Annotated in this window: 13 protein-coding genes; 4 read left to right on the forward strand and 9 right to left on the reverse strand. The window is 40.6% G+C overall.

Translation table 11 applies throughout. From position 1 onward, the window contains the following. Positions 1-55 precede the first annotated feature (55 nt). The 4 genes from AC1DRQ_RS11140 to AC1DRQ_RS11155 form a co-directional block, all read right to left on the reverse strand. A complete protein-coding gene (locus tag AC1DRQ_RS11140) occupies positions 56-439 on the reverse strand; it encodes a hypothetical protein (protein WP_429397748.1) in 384 nt (127 codons plus the stop codon). A gap of 130 nt (positions 440-569) precedes the next feature. Further along, positions 570-785, reverse strand: coding sequence for a hypothetical protein (locus AC1DRQ_RS11145; RefSeq protein WP_429397750.1), 216 nt, complete (start codon positions 783-785; stop codon positions 570-572). 346 nt (positions 786-1,131) lie between these two features. After that, positions 1,132-1,413: a hypothetical protein gene (locus AC1DRQ_RS11150; RefSeq protein ID WP_429397752.1), complete on the reverse strand. Its 282-nt coding sequence runs from the start codon at positions 1,411-1,413 to the stop codon at positions 1,132-1,134. A gap of 327 nt (positions 1,414-1,740) precedes the next feature. Beyond that, complete coding sequence (locus AC1DRQ_RS11155) at positions 1,741-2,112, reverse strand: SnoaL-like domain-containing protein (RefSeq protein ID WP_477424382.1); 372 nt, start codon at positions 2,110-2,112, stop codon at positions 1,741-1,743. 278 nt (positions 2,113-2,390) lie between these two features. On the opposite strand from AC1DRQ_RS11155, the gene AC1DRQ_RS11160 reads away from it, so the two are divergent. Beyond that, the gene (locus AC1DRQ_RS11160) at positions 2,391-4,715 is read left to right on the forward strand and encodes a family 20 glycosylhydrolase (RefSeq protein ID WP_477424384.1); all 2,325 of its coding nucleotides are present in this window, start codon (positions 2,391-2,393) and stop codon (positions 4,713-4,715) included. 303 nt (positions 4,716-5,018) lie between these two features. Next, positions 5,019-7,931 (forward strand): glycoside hydrolase family 38 N-terminal domain-containing protein, encoded by a 2,913-nt coding sequence (locus AC1DRQ_RS11165; RefSeq protein ID WP_477424385.1) that lies wholly within the window; start codon positions 5,019-5,021, stop codon positions 7,929-7,931. A 254-nt stretch (positions 7,932-8,185) separates the two neighbouring features. Here AC1DRQ_RS11165 and AC1DRQ_RS11170 read toward each other — a convergent pair whose 3' ends face one another. From AC1DRQ_RS11170 to AC1DRQ_RS11190, 5 genes are all read right to left on the reverse strand, one after another. Then, complete coding sequence (locus AC1DRQ_RS11170) at positions 8,186-10,477, reverse strand: GH92 family glycosyl hydrolase (protein ID WP_477424387.1); 2,292 nt, start codon at positions 10,475-10,477, stop codon at positions 8,186-8,188. A 9-nt stretch (positions 10,478-10,486) separates the two neighbouring features. Beyond that, positions 10,487-12,772 carry a GH92 family glycosyl hydrolase gene (locus AC1DRQ_RS11175; protein WP_477424388.1) on the reverse strand — a complete coding sequence of 762 codons (2,286 nt, stop codon included), beginning with the start codon at positions 12,770-12,772 and terminating at the stop codon, positions 10,487-10,489. Positions 12,773-12,885: 113 nt separating this feature from the next. After that, positions 12,886-14,292, reverse strand: a complete 1,407-nt coding sequence (locus AC1DRQ_RS11180) for an alpha-L-fucosidase (RefSeq protein ID WP_477424390.1) — start codon at positions 14,290-14,292, stop codon at positions 12,886-12,888. A 26-nt stretch (positions 14,293-14,318) separates the two neighbouring features. Continuing rightward, entirely contained in the window at positions 14,319-14,990 is a 672-nt protein-coding gene (locus AC1DRQ_RS11185; protein ID WP_477424391.1) for a basic secretory protein-like protein, read from the reverse strand. Positions 14,991-15,169: 179 nt separating this feature from the next. Beyond that, positions 15,170-16,213, reverse strand: a complete 1,044-nt coding sequence (locus tag AC1DRQ_RS11190; protein ID WP_429397767.1) for a LacI family DNA-binding transcriptional regulator — start codon at positions 16,211-16,213, stop codon at positions 15,170-15,172. Between the two features lie 370 nt (positions 16,214-16,583). Between AC1DRQ_RS11190 and AC1DRQ_RS11195 the strand changes: the two genes are divergently transcribed. Next, a complete protein-coding gene (locus AC1DRQ_RS11195) occupies positions 16,584-17,921 on the forward strand; it encodes an APC family permease (RefSeq protein ID WP_477424392.1) in 1,338 nt (445 codons plus the stop codon). A 2-nt stretch (positions 17,922-17,923) separates the two neighbouring features. After that, positions 17,924-19,084 carry a trans-sulfuration enzyme family protein gene (locus AC1DRQ_RS11200; RefSeq protein ID WP_429397770.1) on the forward strand — a complete coding sequence of 387 codons (1,161 nt, stop codon included), beginning with the start codon at positions 17,924-17,926 and terminating at the stop codon, positions 19,082-19,084. The last annotated feature ends 305 nt before the right edge of the window (positions 19,085-19,389 follow it).

Raw genomic sequence — 19,389 nt, forward strand, 5'->3', positions numbered from 1 at the left:
CTATTATTGGAAAGACGGTAAATATGAATCAGTTACCACCGGCGATTGATAAGTTCTATAACTCAACCTGTATTTCTTTCCAATCAATAGCTCCCTGAACATCGATCAAACAATTTTTACTGTTTAAAAGTCCGGTAACTGTTTTGAATGTTCCGCTGGCGTAACATTTACCATTCATTTCTTTCAACTCTTTAATGATCACCACCTCGTTGGAATAACCTGCAGATAGTTGGTTGATTACCAGGTTAGAATAAGTAAATACGAAACCCTTATCCGGCTTTGAACCATATAACAATTTTACTTCCATATTAACATAAATTTTATGGCCAAGGTAAGTTACGGTATCCTTGTACCGGTTAAGCACTGGTGAACTGGTTTGGGCAGACACCAGTGTAATCATACCAGCTATTAAAATGAGCGAAAGAATCAGTTTTTTCATAAGTATTTTTTTAGCTAAAGCTATGATAAAAAAAGCCTTCAAAGGTTTAACCCCGAAGGCTTTTAAAAGCACATTTTTATCCTTAACAGCTATCATATGTCAATCGGTCAATTTTGAAGCTATAGATCATTTAACCATTCCGCGCCCGAACATTATACCGGATAAGTTCAATAACTAAATCTTCTAAAAATTTGATTTTATTTTGCATTAAAATACTCGCAGAGAGCTTTTTATCAACCCGCATATCGTTTAATAAGTTGATTAACAACTTTTCGTAAGCAAATAGGGTTGCTTTACCTGTAAACTTCAAAAATAATTTATCATCATTTTTCTTGGATAATGGCATGATCACATTAAAAAATTTAAACCCACTGAGGAATTTAAAATCAATTGGGACATTAATCATATAGGCTAAAAATTAAGTATCGGCTAAAAAGATAGATCAGGAATAGCAAGAATAGTCTTTAACAGATCAGGAATAGTTTTAGAAAAACTCAAATGTTATTTGAGTTAAATATTATTAAAAAAAAGCAAATCACTTATGCCAGGTTAGCATAACCAAAAATGTGTATTGTATTATTTAATATGTGATATGTGAGGTATATATTTCTAAGGTAATTAATATTATTTATTAGAAAACTAAAAAATAACTATTGATTAAATATTGTGTAATTCTTAACTGGAACGTTCGGTTATTGATGATTTATAAAATCAGATAGTTTACAACTGATTAACTCCAACATTAAATTTTCGCAAAATCTAACCCTATTTTGCAACCCAATATTACTGGAAAGTGATTCATCAGCTTTCATTTCAGCCATTAAATCAAGCAGTTCAAGTTGATAATTAAGACAAGCCTGGGCATTTATAAATTCTAATATTAATTTGTTGGATTTTTGTTTTGAAGGAGGAAAAGGTATACTAAAAATTCCGTATCCATCACGGAATTTTATATCTATGGGAACATAAATCATAAGGGGCTATCGGCTAATAAAAATGAAAGGGATCGACTAAAATTCTTATAAAAATAGACTATATTTATTTAATTATCAATTAATTAAATATTATAAAAATAAAAAAAGTATATATTATCTTACGCCTCTCCATTTTAGCCAATAACAAAACGGCTTTAGTTTTATAAATATGCCTTAACAGCATATCAATCGGCTTGTTTAACTTACAGGGCAATGGCTTGGCCCAAACCTAATAAAATAGCGGAATACCAGATTCAAATAAAAAAATCCCCTGACAGGCGTCGCGGGGATTTTTAAGTTTATAATGGGGAGATTTTGTGCAACTTATCAGTTTGCCTGGGGTATGTCATAATGGAACCGCTCAGAAACAATTTTTCCGTCTTTAACCTGGTAAACGCATATCTCGTTCATCATGCTTCTGCCCATTCCTTTATAGGTCACATCCATATCCATGGCACAGGTAAAAAATTCGCCGGTTACAATAGGATCTGAAACAGAGCCGCTGTGCACCTCTTCAACCATAGCATACCACTGGTTTGTTTTATCTAATACAGCATCCTTACCTTCTGTAAATTCCATAGGTGAGCCTTTAGGCTCATGACTTACTATATGATCTGCATAAAGCTCGTTGATAGCTTCTACATTTTTACCTTCACGACAAAGCTGTATCAATTTGTCGGCTACCTCTTGTGTGTTCATAATTTATAGTTTTTAATTGGTGGTTCGTTATGATAAAGTTATTGATAAATAAATCAATATCACAAGCGAGGTATTTTAAATTTAGATTAACATTTGTTAATCTTTAGTTACATATTCCGAAGGCGTTAATCAAGATTTTTTTGATTGGCGTATCGGGGCGACTCACCAAACCTCTATTGTCAATTATTTGTTACATAAACCATTATTGTGAACGTTAAATTATTATAAAGTATTTTAGCAGGGAACAATCCGGTTTATTCATCTTCTTTTCCTTAATCATGAATCAAAACTATAGCTCCCGATTAAAGTCCCTGTTAATTATCACTTGTTTCCTCGCATTTGCATTCCAGGTTAAAGCACAAACACCCGTCGATGATCCGCATATGGGTATTATCCCCGCCCCTGCTTCCATAACCAAAGCTACGGGTACCTTTGTATTCAGTCAGTTAACGCTGATCAAGGCAGATAATATTAAAGACAGGAACATTGCTTTTTTAAAAGATTTCCTGTTAAACAACAGGCACTTTAATAACAAGCTATCAAAATACAATTCCAGGATCAGATCAAATAAAGGCACATGGCTTGTAATTACATCAAAAGGAGCAGCCACACTGCCAAAAGAAGGCTATAAATTAACTATAACCCCGCGCAGGATAACCATTATTGGAAAGGGTGCCGGCTTGTTTTACGGTATTCAATCCTTTATGCAACTGTTCCCGGTTGAAACATCAGGCACCGAAAAACTATCCTGCATAACTATTGAGGATTCACCCAGATTTGGATACCGTGGCATGATGCTGGACGTTTCACGTCATTTTTTCACCGTGCCGCAGGTTAAAAAAGTTATTGAGCTCATGGCGGCTTATAAGCTAAACAACTTTCACTGGCATTTGGTGGATGGCCAGGGATGGCGCATCGAGATCAAAAAATACCCTAAGCTAACACAGGTTGGGGCTTACCGCATGCAAACCATGTTTGGCAATAACCGCGACTGGCCCGACTCCCTGTCGTACGACGGTTATTATACCCAGGATGAGATCAGGGATGTGGTGAAATTCGCTGCTGCCCGTTATATTAATGTTATCCCTGAAATTGAAATGCCGGCCCACTCTGAGGCCGCGTTAAGGGCTTATCCCGAATTAAAATGCGAACTGCCTGCTGATAGTAAAGTACCTGCAAGGGAGGTAAACAACATATACTGCCCTACCGAAGAAACATTTACTTTTCTGGAGAATGTACTCACCGAGGTAATGGAGCTTTTCCCGAGCAAATTCATTCACATAGGCGGCGATGAGGCCAATAAAGAACCCTGGAAAGCATCGGCATTTTGCCAGGCTTTGATCAAGGAAAAAGGTTTAAAAGACGAGCACGAACTGCAAAGCTATTTTATACAACGGATAGAAAAATTCCTGAACTCCAAAGGTCGCAGTATTATTGGCTGGGACGAGATACTGGAAGGCGGTCTGGCACCAAATGCCACCGTAATGAGCTGGACGGGCGAAGAAGGCGGAATTGCCGCTGCACGTCAAAAGCATAACGTGATCATGACCCCGCAAACCACCGGTAACTATTTTGACCATTATCAAAGCGGTTCGCCACAGGAGCCGGTATCATTTGGCAGGTACGCGGCTTTGGATGAAACCTATAACTATGACCCGGTTTCGAAAGAGCTGACACCCGAAGAGCAGCAATACGTAATAGGCACCCAGGGCAACCTGTGGACGGAATATGTACCAACTGTAGCCAAACTACAGTACCAGATACTGCCTCGCCTGTTCGCGCTATCAGAAGTAGCCTGGAGCAAGCCAGAAAACAAGGACTATACTAACTTTTCGGAAGTGCGGCTGGCTAAACATTTTGCCAGACTTGATGCTATACACTATAACTACCGCGTACCAACTGCCTTACCTATTATTGATACCGTGTTTTTTGGCGACAAGTTTACCTTCGCGCCAAAATCTGTTGTGCCGGGCGCTAAAATTTACTACACGCTTAATGGCCGCGATCCGCTGGATACCGACCTGGAATATGTGTCGCCTATTACCATCTATGTTCCGGCTAACGAAAAAAGAGAGTTTAAAACCAGGGTGATCACCCCATCGGGCCGCAGGAGTATTGCCACCCGCACACTGATGTGTAACAGAGCGTTAATGCCCGCGGTAAATTATAACGCAAACAAACCCGGCTTAAGCTGTAAAATGGTAAAAAGTAAATTTACCGTACCCGATCAGCTGGATTTTGCCACCGCTAAAGACTCTGTAATAGTTAATAAACTAAATGCTGAAACACCTAAGAAGGATAATCCACACTTCGGTATGGTGTTCGATGGTTACGTAAATGTTCCGGCCGATGGGGCCTATAACTTTACACAGTCTTCTTATACCGATACACAATTATTTATTGATGGCGAAAAGATAACCGAAAGCGAAAGTGCTTTGCCACTGGCAAAGGGCTTCCATAAAATTAAGGTGAAATACATTTATAACGCTCCTATACCGGTACCAGGTTCGTACCGTACAAGGCAAACTCCTCTCCGGATTTTAATGACAGCGCCGGGATCATTGGAGAAAAAGGAATTTGATGCAGCAATGCTGTTCAATTAATCCAATTTTATTACCGAGAAACAAGTCCGTTAGATTAATCTTAACGGACTTTTTCTTTTCATTGCCTCCTCATTTTAAAAACGCCTTCCTTCCGCCGCAGGCGAAGAGAGGGTGACCAAGCGTAGCGATGGTCGGATGAGTCATCTCGCCGACATCCAATTCATCACCATTAGCATCAAATAAGCCTAATTTCTTACAATCAATTTTCTTTTGATCAGCTTGAAAAATCCATTAGAAAAATATATGTTTGTACATTATAACATATTAAAACTACGGCCACACTTTATTAGAAAACCTGATCAGATGAAAAACCACTGCATTAAAAGTCTGCGCTTTATAGCTACCCTGTTTTTTACTGGCATAATCGCCATTAGCACTTATGCTCAAAAACCTAAGATGGCATTTAGTTCCATAACCTTGCAACCTACTACTGCTTATTTAAAATACAATGGCGAAAGCAGGCGCATGGCAAGGCTGTTGTTTAAAAATGGTAAAAGCTTTAACCAGGCCACAGCAGTTGTATTATTCAATAACCATACTGAAAATATCACTATTCCGGCCAGTGCGGATGGCCTGGATGTTTTTGAAGTAGCCCTACCTGGCCCGGCTGTAAAAATAGCTACACAAGCAACCGTGATTTTAAAAGCAGGCGGCCAAACTTATGTGGCCCGCTGTATTGTAGAGCCCGCCCGTGCCGATTGGACTGTTTATGTGCTGCCACATTCGCATGTGGATATTGGTTATACCAACACGCAGGACAAAGTGCTCAAACTGCACATGGATAACATTGATGAATCCATTGATCTGGCCGAAAAAACACAAAACTATCCTGCAGAGGCCCGCTTTAAATGGACCACCGAAGCCATATGGGTGGTTGATAATTACCTGAAATTGGCCAGCGACGAAAAAAAGGTCAGGTTTTGGAATGCTGTAAAAAAAGGCTGGATCAATTTGGATGGCGCTTATGGCAATATCAATACCAGCATGACAGATTCAAGACAACTGATGCAAATGTTCTCCAAATCGCAAAAACTGGCCAAAGAGCAGGGTATTGAAATCCATACTATGTTTCAGGGTGATGTGCCGGGGGCATCATGGGGTTTAGCGGCACAAGCCGGGCAAACGGGTATCCACTACTTTTTATCGGGACCAAACGCGTCAGACCGTATCGGAAATTTAGCCAAATGGCAGGATAAACCTTTTTACTGGGTGTCGCCATCGGGCAAGCAAAAATTATTGTTTTGGCAATGCCAGCCCTACTCTATCGGTTATAAGTTAAAAGGAGCCAAAATACCTAACTTTTTCACCATTGATGAACCCAAGCCGTATTATACCGGTCGCCCGACAGAAAATTTCCTGAACCCATATCTATTTCAATACCTCGGCGATTTGGAACAAAACAATTTTCCATATAACATGTCTATCCTTACCTGGGCCATGAGCGATAATGCTCCTATTGACCCCGAACTACCAGATGCGGTTAAAGCCTGGAACGAGCGTTATGCTTCACCAAAACTGATCATTACTTCGGTAAAACAGTTTTTTACTGATCTGGAAGATAAATACAAGAATGATATTCCCAGCTTCACCGGCGATTATACCGAGTACTGGACCGATGGTGTTTCATCGGCAGCCAAAGAAACCGCTTTAAGCCGCAGTACATCCGACAGGTTAAAGCAAACCGGCGCCATTTGGGCCATCCGCAATAAACCAGCTTACCCTGTTGCAGCTTTTGATGATACATGGAAAAACTTATTATTATACAACGAGCATACCTGGGGTGCTTATAACAGCGTTGGTAAACCCGATGATCCCAAAGTAAAAAGCCAATGGGCTGTAAAACAAGGGTATGTATTTCGTGCCGAAAAACAAGTTGATTCTTTAATGTCGCAGGCATTAAAGTCAGCAGCTGCTAAAGCAAATACTATTGACGTTTATAACACCACTTCCTGGCCGCGCACCGATGTGGTATATGTATCCGCGGCACTAAGTAAAGCAGGCGATCAGGTTAAAGATGTCGCCGGAAAAAAGATCCCATCCCAGCGTTTAAGTACCGGCGAACTGGTTTTTGTTGCTGATGCCGTACCCGCAATGGGCAAAAACACTTATACCGTTAATGCCGGTAAAGCATATGCAAAAGGCGCGGCCAAAGTAACCGCAAATAGTTTAACAAATAGTGTTTATACTGTAGGTGTTGATGCCAAAACAGGTAACATTATAAAACTAACCAAAGCCACTTCTGCTACTCGTAACTATGTTTCGGCTGACTCTGCAGGGCTTAACCAATATATATACATGCCGGGCGACTCATTGAAAAACCTGGTTACCAGCTCAAACGCCAGCATCAGCATTAAGGAAAAAGGCCCGCTGGTGGTAAGCTTGCTGGTTAAATCTGATGCTCCGGGCAGCAAAGGCTTAACCCGCGAAATAAGATTGATCAGCGGCATGGATAAAGTAGAACTGATCAATACTATAGATAAAACTGCCATCAGACGGAAAGAAAGCGTGCACTTTGCATTTCCATTTAATATTCCGGAGGCACAGGTTCGCTACAGCATCCCATGGGGCAGTGCGCGTGCAGAGGCCGACCAGCTCCCATACTCCAACCATAACTGGTACACTATGCAGCGTTGGGTTGATATATCAAACGCTTCATATGGTATCACCTGGTCGAGCCCGGATGCGCCATTGTTCGAGATCGGTAGTATTACTACCGCCAATTTGCTGGGCGGGCTGCACCATTCGCCGCAATGGTTATCGTTCACGCCGCAATCGTCAAATATTTATTCATGGGTAATGAATAACCTGTGGCATACCAATTTTAGGGCCGATCAGGAAGGTCCCGCTACTTTCCATTACTTTATACAGGCGCATGATAGCGCTTTCGACAGCTTTAAAGCTAACCAAACCGGACTTAATAATCATCAACCTCTCGTAGCTGCGGCTGCTTCTGGTGAGCCTGAAAAGGGCTTGTTCTTTAAGATCAATGGCGACAATGTTTATGTAGAAGCTATAAAACCAACCGATGATGGTAAAGGTGTAATTGCCCAACTGGTAAGCTGCGGGGATAGTGATAGCGAGATAAGCATTACGCCAAACAATGTCTCATCAATTAAGATATGGGAAAGTAATTTGTTGGAAGATAAGCTGAAGACATTAAATGATCATTTTATTATTCCGGTTAAAGGGGTGATGAGTGTGAGGATTGAGCAATAAGGTCTGAACCGTTGATCCCTACGCGCGTCATTGCGAGGCACGAAGCAATCTCTACACAGGCAGATCAATCATGCCAGATTAAACCTTTCTATTCTCTCTGTATAGCATAGAGATTGCTTCGTACCTCGCAATGACGTGGTGGATGTATACAAAAGCGAACACCCGAACGCAACAAGCCTTAAGCTTGTCATGTTCGGGTGTATCGTTTAAATCAATCTCAACGAAATCAACGTAATCATCCCAAATCAGCGGTTCTACTTGTGCTTTGATCCCATATAAAAAGTGATCTCGCCGCCGTTTATGATATCGGCATGGCTGATGAATAAACTATTTAGTGTTTTTCCGTTCAGCACCATTTTCTGCACGTAAACATTTTTAGGGCTTTGGTTTTTAACATTGATAGTAAAGGTTTTACCATTATCCAGATTGATCACTGCGCCGTTAACCGCCGGACTGCCGGTTGAATACTGGTCAGAACCAGGGGCAACCGGGTAAAACCCTAATGAACTGAATATATACCAGGCACTCATTTGCCCGGTATCGTCATTACCACCCAGGCCATCAGGCGTTGGTTTGTACATGCGGGGCAATATCATGCGGATGCGCTCCTGTGTTTTCCAGGGTTTATCGGTCCAGTTATACAAGTAGGCTACGTGGTGCGATGGTTCATTCCCATGCACATAGTTACCAATGATGCCATCGCGGGTGATATCCTCTGTTTCGGCAAAATACTTATCAGGCAGGTTCATCGTGAACAACGAATCGAGGTATCCCACAAAACGCTTGTTGCCGCCCATCAGTTTAATAAGTCCTTCTGGGTCCTGCGGTGCAAACAGGGTATAGTTCCAGGAGTTACCTTCAATAAATCCCTCGTTAATGGTACTCAACGGATCAAACTTTTGGCGAAAGGCTCCGTCGGCCAGTTTGGGGCGCATAAAGCCGGCTTTGGCATCATACACGTTCTTATAGTTCTGTGAACGTTTGATGAACTCCTCATAAATATCATTACGGTTCAGTTTTTTAGCCATTTGTGCTATAGCCCAATCGTCAAAAGCATACTCCAGTGTTGATGATACGGATACACCACTTTTTTCATCAGGAATGTAACCCAGATCAATATATGATCCTATGCCTTCATAATCGCGGTGACGGGCAGTGGCTACACAGGCGTCGAGTGCTTTATTGGCATCAAATGGGGCATTACCTTTTACCACGGCATCGGCCAGTACTACTACGCTGTGGTAACCGCTCATACACCAATTCTCATTACCTGAGTTTGACCATATTGGCAGCATTTTTTCGGGGCTCTGATCAAAATGCACCAGCATGGATTGTACCATATCCGCATTCCGCTTAGGATCAATAATATTAAACAGCGGATGCAGGGCACGGTAAGTATCCCACATAGAGAAGGTGGTATAATTTGTAAAGCCATCGGCTTTATGCACATTTTGGTCAAGCCCTTTATATTGCCCATCAGCATCCATGTAAATGGTCGGGTTGATCATGGCATGGTACATGGAAGTATAAAAGTTTTCCTTTGTTTCCTTGCTGCCTTGTATCACTATTTTATGCAGTTCGTTTTCCCATTGCTGCTGACCATCGTTCTTTACTTTATCAAAGTCCCAGCCTGGTATTTCGGTACGCATATTATTCAGCGCGCCATCCATACTAACCGGTGATAAAGCAAACTTGATCTTGATCTTCTCTCCCTCTTCAGTTTTAAAATCAAAGTAGCTCCTGATCTGGCGACCGGCTATTTCAGGGAAGTTTTTGGTTTGATTGAACTTGCCCCAGAAACCACCGTACACCTCGCGTTTATCATATTTTTTGTAACCATGCTGATAAAATGGCTTGGAGAAACTCATGGCAAAATACAGCGTACGGTTGCGTGCCCAGCCATTGGTTTGACGGTAGCCTATTACTGTTGAATCATTAATTACACGCAAGTAAGTCCAAACGTTTTTATCAGGATAGTTATAAATGCCTGCCATCAGATCCAATATGATATGTGATTGGTCTGATTTAGGGAAAGTGTACTGATGGAAACCCACACGGGTACTGGTGGTCATTTCGGCAATGATATTGCTTGCATCAAGCTTTACTTTATAGTAATTAGCCTGGCTAACCTCGTTCTGGTGTGAGAAAGCTGAGCGGTAACCGCTGCCTGGTTTATCTGCCGTGCCGGGGTTTAATTTTAAAGCGCCCACAGTTGGCATAATTAAAAAGTCGCCCAGGTCTGAGTGACCGGTACCGCTAAAATGGGTATGACTAAAGCCCACTATGGTTTTATCATCGTACTGGTAACCGGCACAATATTTATATACATCGGGGTTATATTTGCCATTTAGTTCGTAGCCTGCTGTATCGGTTTCAGGGCTTAGTTGCACCATGCCAAAAGGTACGGTTGCACCAGGATAGGTATGGCCCATTCGCTGGGTGCCAATAATAGGATTTACGTATTGTACAAGATTTTCTGCAGGGCGGATTTGCGCACTTCCCCCTACAGCAGCACATAATAAAAAGGCAGTGAATAGTTGTTTCATGTTATATAGTTAGTTTTTCCCTGATAAGGAAAATGGAAAATCTTTGTCCTGGGTACCGCGTGTTTTATTAGGTGTTGCAGTCATACCCACATTGATCACGGCTCCCTTCATTAATGCCTGGTGGCTTAACCAGTTTGGGCTATACGTTTTACCATTTAGCTCAAATGTATGAATGTATCGGTTTTGATCACTGTTGGCAGGGGCATTTACAATAACTTTGTTACCGTTCTCGAGGTTTAATGTTATTTTTTTAAACAAAGGCGCGCCCAAAACGTACTGATCGCTGGCGGGGGTTACCGGGTAAAAGCCCATTGCCGAAAATACGTACCAGGCAGATGTTTGTCCGTTATCTTCATCGCCGCAATAACCATCGGGTGTGGCTTTGTACATGCGGTTCATGGTTTCGCGAGCCCAGTACTGTGTTTTCCAGGGTTCGCCGGCGTAATTATACAGGTATATCATGTGTTGTATTGGCTGATTGCCGTGCGCATATTGGCCCATATTTGCTATCTGCATTTCACGGATCTCGTGGATCACATCTCCATAGTAGCTATCGTCAAATACTGGCGGAAGGGTAAATACCGAATCAAGCTTGGTAACAAACTTTTGTTTCCCGCCCATCAGGTTTATAAGACCTTGCACGTCATGGAATACGCTCCAGCTGTAATGCCAGCTGTTGCCTTCGGTAAAGGCATCGCCCCACTTAAAGGGGTTAAATGGAGATTGAAAGCTACCATCCTTGTTTTTGCCGCGCATTAACCCGCTTGATGGATCAAAAAGGTTGCGATAATTTTGGCTGCGCTTTTTGTATACCTCTATTTCTGATTGTGGTTTGCCTAAAGCTTTACCCAGTTGGTAAATTGCAAAATCATCATAGGCATACTCAAGGGTGCGGGCCGCGTTCTCATCAATTTTTACATCGTATGGAACATAGCCTAATTCATTATAATATTTAACACCATAACGGCCTGTGGCTGATATGGGCCCTTCATTATTTGCACCGTGCACCAGGGCATCGTATAAGGTATTGATATCATAACCGCGGAGGCCTTTTAAATAAGCCTCGGCAACAACCGATGCGGAATTATTACCCACCATAATGTCTGCATATCCAGGACTTGACCACTCGGGCAACCAGCCGCCTTCTTTATAGTCATTGATCAAACCTTCCTGCATTTCTTTATTGATGGATGGATATACCAGGTTCAAAAATGGATAAAGCGCTCTGAAAGTATCCCAAAAACCAGTGCCGCCAAATAAATAACCCGGCACTATTTTACCATTGTAAGGACTGTAATGCACTATTTGATTTTGTGCATTGAGCTCATACAGTTTATTAGGGAAAAACAGCGTCCGGTACATACAAGAATAAAAGGTGCGTGTTTGATCGATGGTGCCACCTTCCACATTGATGCGGCTTAATGTTTTATTCCAAACGGCTTTGGCTTTTTGGCAGGTTACATCAAAGTTATCATTACCCAGCTCGCGTTTCAGGTTAAGTTCGGCCTGATCAAAACTGATGAATGATGATGCTACTTTTAAATGTACCTTCTCGCCTTTTGAAGTTTTAAAACCAATTACAGCACCAGAGTGGGCGCTGGTTATCTCCAGCGAATCGGGGGCAATGGTCTTATCATGCCAGGCCTTAGCCAGGGTAAAAGGCTTATCAATATAAATAACAAAATAATTTTTAAAGTTGGTCATTTTACCACGGCTGTAACGGGTGCTGTAGCCAATGATCTTTCCCTCTTTAGGTAGTATTTTTATATAAGATGCTTTATTAAAAGCATCAACCACAATAAATGAACTATCTGATTTTGGGAAAGTGAACCTGAACTGCGCGGCCCTTTCAGTTGGGGTAATTTCTGTAGTTACATCAGCATCGGCCAGAAAAACACTGTAATAATATGGCTTAGCGGTTTCAGACTTGTGCGAAAACCAACTGGCCCGTTCATCCTGATCAAAACGGAGATGACCTGTTACCGGCATAATTACAAACTGTCCATAATCATTCATCCAGGGACTTGGCTGGTGAGTTTGTTTAAACCCGCGGATCTTATCGGCATCATAAGTGTATTGCCATCCATCACCCATTTTACCTGTTTGCGGCGTCCAGGTGTTCATGCCCCAAGGCAGCGCAATTGCCGGGTAGGTATTCCCGTTTGAAAGATCAGGCTTTGACGCGGTACCCATTAATGGGTTAATATAGTCTACAGGGCTATTACTCTTTTGGGCCTGTTGCGCATAAGTGTAAACCGACAGTACGACTAAAAAAGCGCTAAAAATTATTTTCATTAGTACATAATTAATTTAAACGGGGATAAAACCCTCATGAACGTTTACAAAATACCCGTTCATGAGGGTTTCATTATTACATTCACATCAGGCCTTAATTTCCTGATGGGTTATTATCTTCTTTCATTATAAACACCCACTTCGGCAATAGAAACCTGGTGGTCAGATGCATCTACAAACACTCTTACTTTACTTCCCCAAACACGGTCAAAACGGAAGATCTTTACTCTGCCTTTATTCTCACCCGAAAACAATGGTTTCCAGGTTCCGTTTTCTGAATACTCGATATGCAATTTGGCAATGTTTGGTTTTTCTTCTGTAATGGCAATAGTGTTAAAACCCTGATCACGGCCAAAAGTGATCTCATACCAGGGTTTCTTCACTGTTGGATTAGAGATCCATGAGGAGCGAAAATCGTCATCATTGGCAAAGTCCATAATATTGGAGTCATCGCTCCAGCTGGAGTTAGAAAACTGGTTTTTAGCCAGGTTATGTGAAATAATGGGTGCATCCAGTTTGGGTAGCTTAGCTACCGGGCCTTCATTTTTCCACAGTTCGCCTATCTTTTTCAGGGCTGCTAACGCGTTATCATCTATAAGACCATCGCGGTTAGGGGCAACATTTAAAATGAAATTACAATCAACGTTATTAAACGGAATGATGTTGTCATTTACCAGCTTAACAGGATCTTTTACCGCATCGGTAGGATCAGACAAATTCCAGAACCAGTGCTTTTGCAGCGGATAGCAGGAAAGTGCCGGCATATTGTTATTTTCTTTTGAGATATGCTGACCTGCACCCTGCTCATAAGTTTTAATATCGGTATAAAACATCCCCTCTGCCGGATACTTGGCGCCATTTAGGTCCATTAATAAACAATTTGGCTGTAATGATTTTACAAGACGATAAATTTCTTCGAACGGAACATCATCATATGAAATTCTTGACCACGGTGCATCCCAGCCATCAATGATCAGCGCACCTATATCGCCATATTTGGTGAGCAACTCGGTAATTTGCGCCTTGATCATATCAATATGCTTGTGTGTTATAGCGTTGGGCCTTAACCTGTGGTGGGTATCAAGTATAGAATAATATAAAAACACTTTTAATCCGTTGGCCCTGAAAGCATCAGCATATTCCTTAACCACATCCCTTTTCAGGGGGCTGTTCATCACATTATAATCGGTGGTTTTGGTATCCCAGATACAAAACCCGCTATGGTGCTTGGTAGTTATACAGCCATAAGTCATGTGGGCAGATTTGGCAGCCTTTGCCCATTGATCGCAGTTGAGTTTAGTTGGATTAAAAATAGCAGGCGACGCTTCCGGATCAGCCCAATCCTGATCCAGATAGGTAGGGATGTTGAAATGGATAAACATACCGAAACGCAGGTCGACAAATTCCTGCTGCAACTGTGCCAGGTCTTTTACCGGTTTATTACTTTGTGCCTTTAATATAACAGACAGGCTGCAAAACAAAACAATGCAAATGACTTTTATACCGTTGTTAAATTTCATAATATAATTTATAGAATTGGTTACGCTTAAATAGTTGGATTAGCTGCATAAGCCGCCCAAAGTTCATCCAATGTTTTTCCCGTTTCGCTTTTCCAGCTATTATCAGTAAAGGTATGGTCACGTAATTGACTGTCCAAATCTTTTACTAAACCGGGCTTTATTCCTTTTTCAATCCAAACCAAAAAGCGGGCGGTAATGCGGTAGCTGTTTTCATAGTTCTGGTTGGTTTTAAAAGCAGGCAGCGTCCATTTTGCTCCTGCATTATCTACCCCGAATTTATACCGTGCATAATCAGCAATGCCCTCGGTTAACCATCCGGGTCCGTTGCTCTGACCATAATCCTGTACTATGTGCATTACCTCATGAGTAACCACATCAATATCATGCGGGTGTTTGGCCATGTACTTTGAGCTAAAAACAACCCTGCCATTGTCTGTTGCAGCTACGCCATCATAAGCCGTATCAATAACAAAGGTTACATTTTTGGAGGTCTTTTTATTGTATGCCTTAGCTAATTTAGGATAAACCTCATAGAAAGTTTCAACCAGTTTATCTTTAAGGTCCTTGCTAAATGTAGCATCCTGGTTTTCGAAGGTAAGTTTATATCCTTTTTTATTAAAAACCTCGGAAGATTGGGCATGAGTGTTTTCAGTAAAAACAAGAGCAATCAAGACGCTTAAAAGAAATACTTTTTTCATTGAATAAATAATTGTTAAATATATAAGTTATGGCATTTAAAAATCATGTTAACAGCCCAAACAGATCAGTAATTTACTGCATGTGTTTATTTGATAAAACGTTTTACCAAATAAACACATTTTTTTTCTTTTTTAATATGGGATACTCAATATTTTAGGAAGCAAATGCTTTACACGGTTTAAATCACCTTTTGATCAATCTTTTTTTTCATGACTGACCCCCGTTCAATCAACTTTGACGGAATTTGTAGTTTAATTTTTGATATATCGTACTTATCGGGACTCATTTGGGACAATAAAAGGTCAATTGCCGACTTTGCTATCTCGTAGGTGGGCTGCTGAATGGTTGTAATTCCAGGCGGGTATAAACTGAATACCTCATTATCATCAAAACTAACCACAGCCAGGTTTCCCGGGATGTTTAGTTCAAGTTCTTTGATACTTTGCAAGCCCATTGTGCCCAGGTAGTTGGTAGTAAAAAAAACAGCATCCATTTTTTTATGCTGAGCAATAAAGGTTTTTACGGCATTCACTGCTTCATCTTTATCTATATCGAAAGGCAGTTTAAAGATCAACTTTTTATCGTCCTTTATACCATTGGCCTTTAAAGCCTCTTTATACCCCAACATACGGTCTTCCAACTGAACAAGGTCAAGATCGGCAGTTACAAGGCCTATTTTTTGATATCCGGCCTTAACAAGATGTTCAACCGCATTATAAGCGCTGCCATAATTGTCAACCAGCACATGCGGAATATCTAATCCCTGAAAATAGCCATCAATCAATACTACGGGTTTTTCATTGGCTATCAGGTTCTGTATCTCTTTTTCTAAACCTTTCATGGGAGTAACAATATAACCATCAACCAATTGCTGCGAAAGCATCCTGATCACATCTTTCCCCTTCTGGATATTATTATTAGTACTGCAATATATGATCCTGTACCCCTCCTTTTCTGCCTCCTCCTCTATAACCCTGGCCATTGCTCCAAAAAATGGACCTCCAATGCTTTCTACAATTAGCCCGATAACTTTTGAAACACCTGTGCGCAAGCCAACGGCCATACGATTTGGCTCATATCCGTTTTTGGCGGCTACGTCCAGTATTTTTTTTGATATCTCTTTACTGATACGACCCTTACCGTTTAAAACAAAGGAAACCGTAGTTATAGAGGTATTGGTAAGTTTTGCTATATCCTTTATGGATATTTTTTTATTTATCATTATATATGGGTCGTGATTTTCAGGTTTATATATCTGGATATAAAGACAATAAAATGTACTTATTAGTCATAGTCAAAAATATAAATTTATTACAAAGCAATGGGTATTTAATATCTTAACATTAAGCACTATTAACATTAATTAACATTTGCAATGTACGCAGAGCTCTATTACATATTAATAATTAATAATAATGTTACAACCCCACCATATCATATATAGTTTTAATATAATGCTTTAAAGCAATTTCTTGTTCGGTTCTAAAATTGGTAAACCCTTTTACTAAAAAGAATTTAATTAAAAATATGTTTAAATTTCCGATGTCATTAACGGCCCCTTAACATTAAACATTTGATCCCCTATAACTAATATGAGCATTACGCCCAAGCTTAACCGTTTTGATCTTTCCATGATCGTTATTAGTCTGGTGATAGGTATGGGTATTTTTGCAACCCCAGGTGAAGTAGCCACCAGTTCCAGTAATCCTTATTTATATTTTGGTGCCTGGTTTTTTGGCGGAGCTGTAAGTTTATGCGGTGCGCTTACCTTTGCCGAGATCGGCGCCCGCTATCCAACCACAGGAGGTTTTTATAAGGTTTTTTCGCATTGCTTTCATCCCGCGTTTGCTTTTATGATCAACTGGATATTAGTGATCAGTAATGCAGCATCAGTAGCGGCAGTGGCGCTAATAGGTGCCCAATATATTAATCCTATAATAATGCCTGCAAACCTTCAAAATGATGTGGGCATTAAAATCATGACCATAACATCGGTACTTATATTATATATTATTAACTTTTTGGGTATTAAAATGAGTGCAAGAACGCAAAACGTGCTTACTATATTTAAAATAAGCATGATCCTTATTCTTTGCACCGCTGTTTTTAAAAGCCATGATACATTAGGAGCTTATAGAATCATTGAACAGGCTAATGATAATAATTACAGCGTGAGTGCGTTCGGAATAAGTTTGGTAGCTGTATTTTTCACTTACGGGGGCTACCAGCAAACTATAAATTTTGGAGGCGATATCATTAATGCGAAGGTTAATATCCCTAAAGCTATTTTTGCGGGGATGATTACAGTTATATGCCTATACCTGTTAATCAACTTTGCTTATTATTCTGTTTTGGGTATTAACGGGTTACAGCATAAAACTGCCCTGGCAGCCACGCTGGCCGGTGCCATTTTTGGCGCAGTTGGCTATAAAATAATCTCATTATTAATGTTTGTATCGGTACTGGCCTTTATCAATGTAAATATTATGGCCAACCCAAGGGTTTATTATGCCATGGCCGAAGATGGGATATTACCGAAAAAATTTAGTCATGTTAACCAACAAACCCAGGTACAGGAGTTTGGCTTAAGTTTTTTTGTAGCTGCTGTACTTATTATATTATTTTTCGTGAGCTCGTTTCAGAAAATGCTGAGCTATGTTATGTTTTTTGACACCGTTGGCCTCTCTACAGCCGCCGTTACTATTTTTATTTTAAGAAAAAAAACCAAACACCTTGACGGAACCGGCATTTATACCATAAAGTGGTACCCCCTTATCCCCATTATTTTTATTGCTACTTACTGGTTTGTTACTATAAGTATTTTTATTGAAAACCCTTTGGCTGCGCTGATATGCCTTTGTGCATTTGTTGCTGGCCTTATCATATATTTTGTAACTAAAAACAGCCAAAAACCAATCTCAACACCTTAATTATGGAACTTTCATTTATATTAAATGAACTGGGAGAAGAAAGAGAAAACTATTTTAATGCAGTTTCGCCCCCTATTATACAATCAAGTAACTTTACCTTTAATACGGTAACAGATCTCAGACAGGCCATGGCCGATGAATTTGACACCAATTTGTATTCGAGGGGGCAAAACCCAACGCTTAGTATATTAAGGAAAAAACTGGCGGCACTGGATGGAGCCGGGGATGCTTTAGTATTTAGCAGCGGAATAGGGGCTATTAGTGTCCCCCTGCTATCATTACTACAAACGGGAGATCATATTATTGCGGTTGAAAATCCATACAGCTGGACCATAAAACTTTTCAAGGAGTTTTTGCCCAAATTTGGTATAACCACCACCTTTATTGACGGAACTGACTTTAACAACTTTGAAAACGCGGTTAAGCCCCAAACGCGGTTGATATACCTGGAAAGCCCCAATACTTTTAGCTATGAATTACAGGATATAAAAAGGGTTGCAGCTTTTGCCAGATCGCGGGGCATCATGACAATGATTGATAATAGTTATTGCAGCCCTATATATCAGCAACCCATAAGTATGGGTATTGATCTGGTTGCACAATCGGCCACAAAATATATAGGCGGACATTCAGATGTAGTGGCCGGTGTGCTTACAGGCAGTAAGGAATTGATCAGGCAGATATTTGACCACGAATTTATGAACCTGGGCCCCGCAATTTCGCCACATTCTGCATGGCTGCTACTAAGGGGACTAAGAACGCTGCCATTGCGCCTGCAACGTAGTTTTGAAAGCACAAAAGTTATTACCCAATGGCTAAATGACCAGGAAGCAGTACAACAGGTAATATGGCCCTTTAGCAAGGACTTTAAACAGACAGAACTGGCCCATGAACAAATGCAGGGCTGCGGCGGATTATTTAGTTTTACCTTAAAAAATACTTCGTTCAAAAAAATTGAGGCTTTTTGCAATCACTTGCAGCATATATTACTGGCAGTTTCCTGGGGAGGGCATGAAAGTTTAGTGCTCCCATCCATCGCGTCAATTACCGAGCATCAATATATATTAACGGATGAACGTCACCAGCTCATCAGGATGTATGTTGGTTTAGAAGATCCCCAATATTTAATAAATGATCTGCAACAGGCATTAGCTAAAATCTAATATCCGGATACCGGTTACTTATGGTATATTATATCGTTAAATAATTAGTAGAGCGGCACTTGTTTTACTACTTTTTCAACATATTTAAAAAGCAAAAAGGGTTTGTTAGTACCAAAGCACTAACAATACCCTGTATTAACTTGTTATGAAGAAGTTACGCTTGTTAAGGGTGCTTTTCCTGCTTGTAAGCAGTATCGCATTGATGCCAGTGATTTTTGCCTCTGAAATGACCAAAGCTATTGCGCATGGCTACAATGTTAGTGGCGATAAAGAGTACGATCACCAAAATAGCTGCCACCTTTGTT

The sequence above is a fragment of the Mucilaginibacter sp. P4_E8 genome (assembly GCF_056401495.1).

Coding starts and splice junctions, on each gene's coding strand:
- AC1DRQ_RS11145 (WP_429397750.1), bottom strand. CDS start 785: ATGCCATTATCCAAGAAAAATGATGATAAATTATTTTTGAAGTTTACA.
- AC1DRQ_RS11150 (WP_429397752.1), bottom strand. CDS start 1,413: ATGATTTATGTTCCCATAGATATAAAATTCCGTGATGGATACGGAATT.
- AC1DRQ_RS11170 (WP_477424387.1), bottom strand. CDS start 10,477: ATGAAACAACTATTCACTGCCTTTTTATTATGTGCTGCTGTAGGGGGA.
- AC1DRQ_RS11155 (WP_477424382.1), bottom strand. CDS start 2,112: ATGAACACACAAGAGGTAGCCGACAAATTGATACAGCTTTGTCGTGAA.
- AC1DRQ_RS11200 (WP_429397770.1), top strand. CDS start 17,924: ATGGAACTTTCATTTATATTAAATGAACTGGGAGAAGAAAGAGAAAAC.
- AC1DRQ_RS11185 (WP_477424391.1), bottom strand. CDS start 14,990: ATGAAAAAAGTATTTCTTTTAAGCGTCTTGATTGCTCTTGTTTTTACT.
- AC1DRQ_RS11160 (WP_477424384.1), top strand. CDS start 2,391: ATGAATCAAAACTATAGCTCCCGATTAAAGTCCCTGTTAATTATCACT.
- AC1DRQ_RS11175 (WP_477424388.1), bottom strand. CDS start 12,772: ATGAAAATAATTTTTAGCGCTTTTTTAGTCGTACTGTCGGTTTACACT.
- AC1DRQ_RS11195 (WP_477424392.1), top strand. CDS start 16,584: ATGAGCATTACGCCCAAGCTTAACCGTTTTGATCTTTCCATGATCGTT.
- AC1DRQ_RS11190 (WP_429397767.1), bottom strand. CDS start 16,213: ATGATAAATAAAAAAATATCCATAAAGGATATAGCAAAACTTACCAAT.
- AC1DRQ_RS11180 (WP_477424390.1), bottom strand. CDS start 14,292: ATGAAATTTAACAACGGTATAAAAGTCATTTGCATTGTTTTGTTTTGC.
- AC1DRQ_RS11140 (WP_429397748.1), bottom strand. CDS start 439: ATGAAAAAACTGATTCTTTCGCTCATTTTAATAGCTGGTATGATTACA.
- AC1DRQ_RS11165 (WP_477424385.1), top strand. CDS start 5,019: ATGAAAAACCACTGCATTAAAAGTCTGCGCTTTATAGCTACCCTGTTT.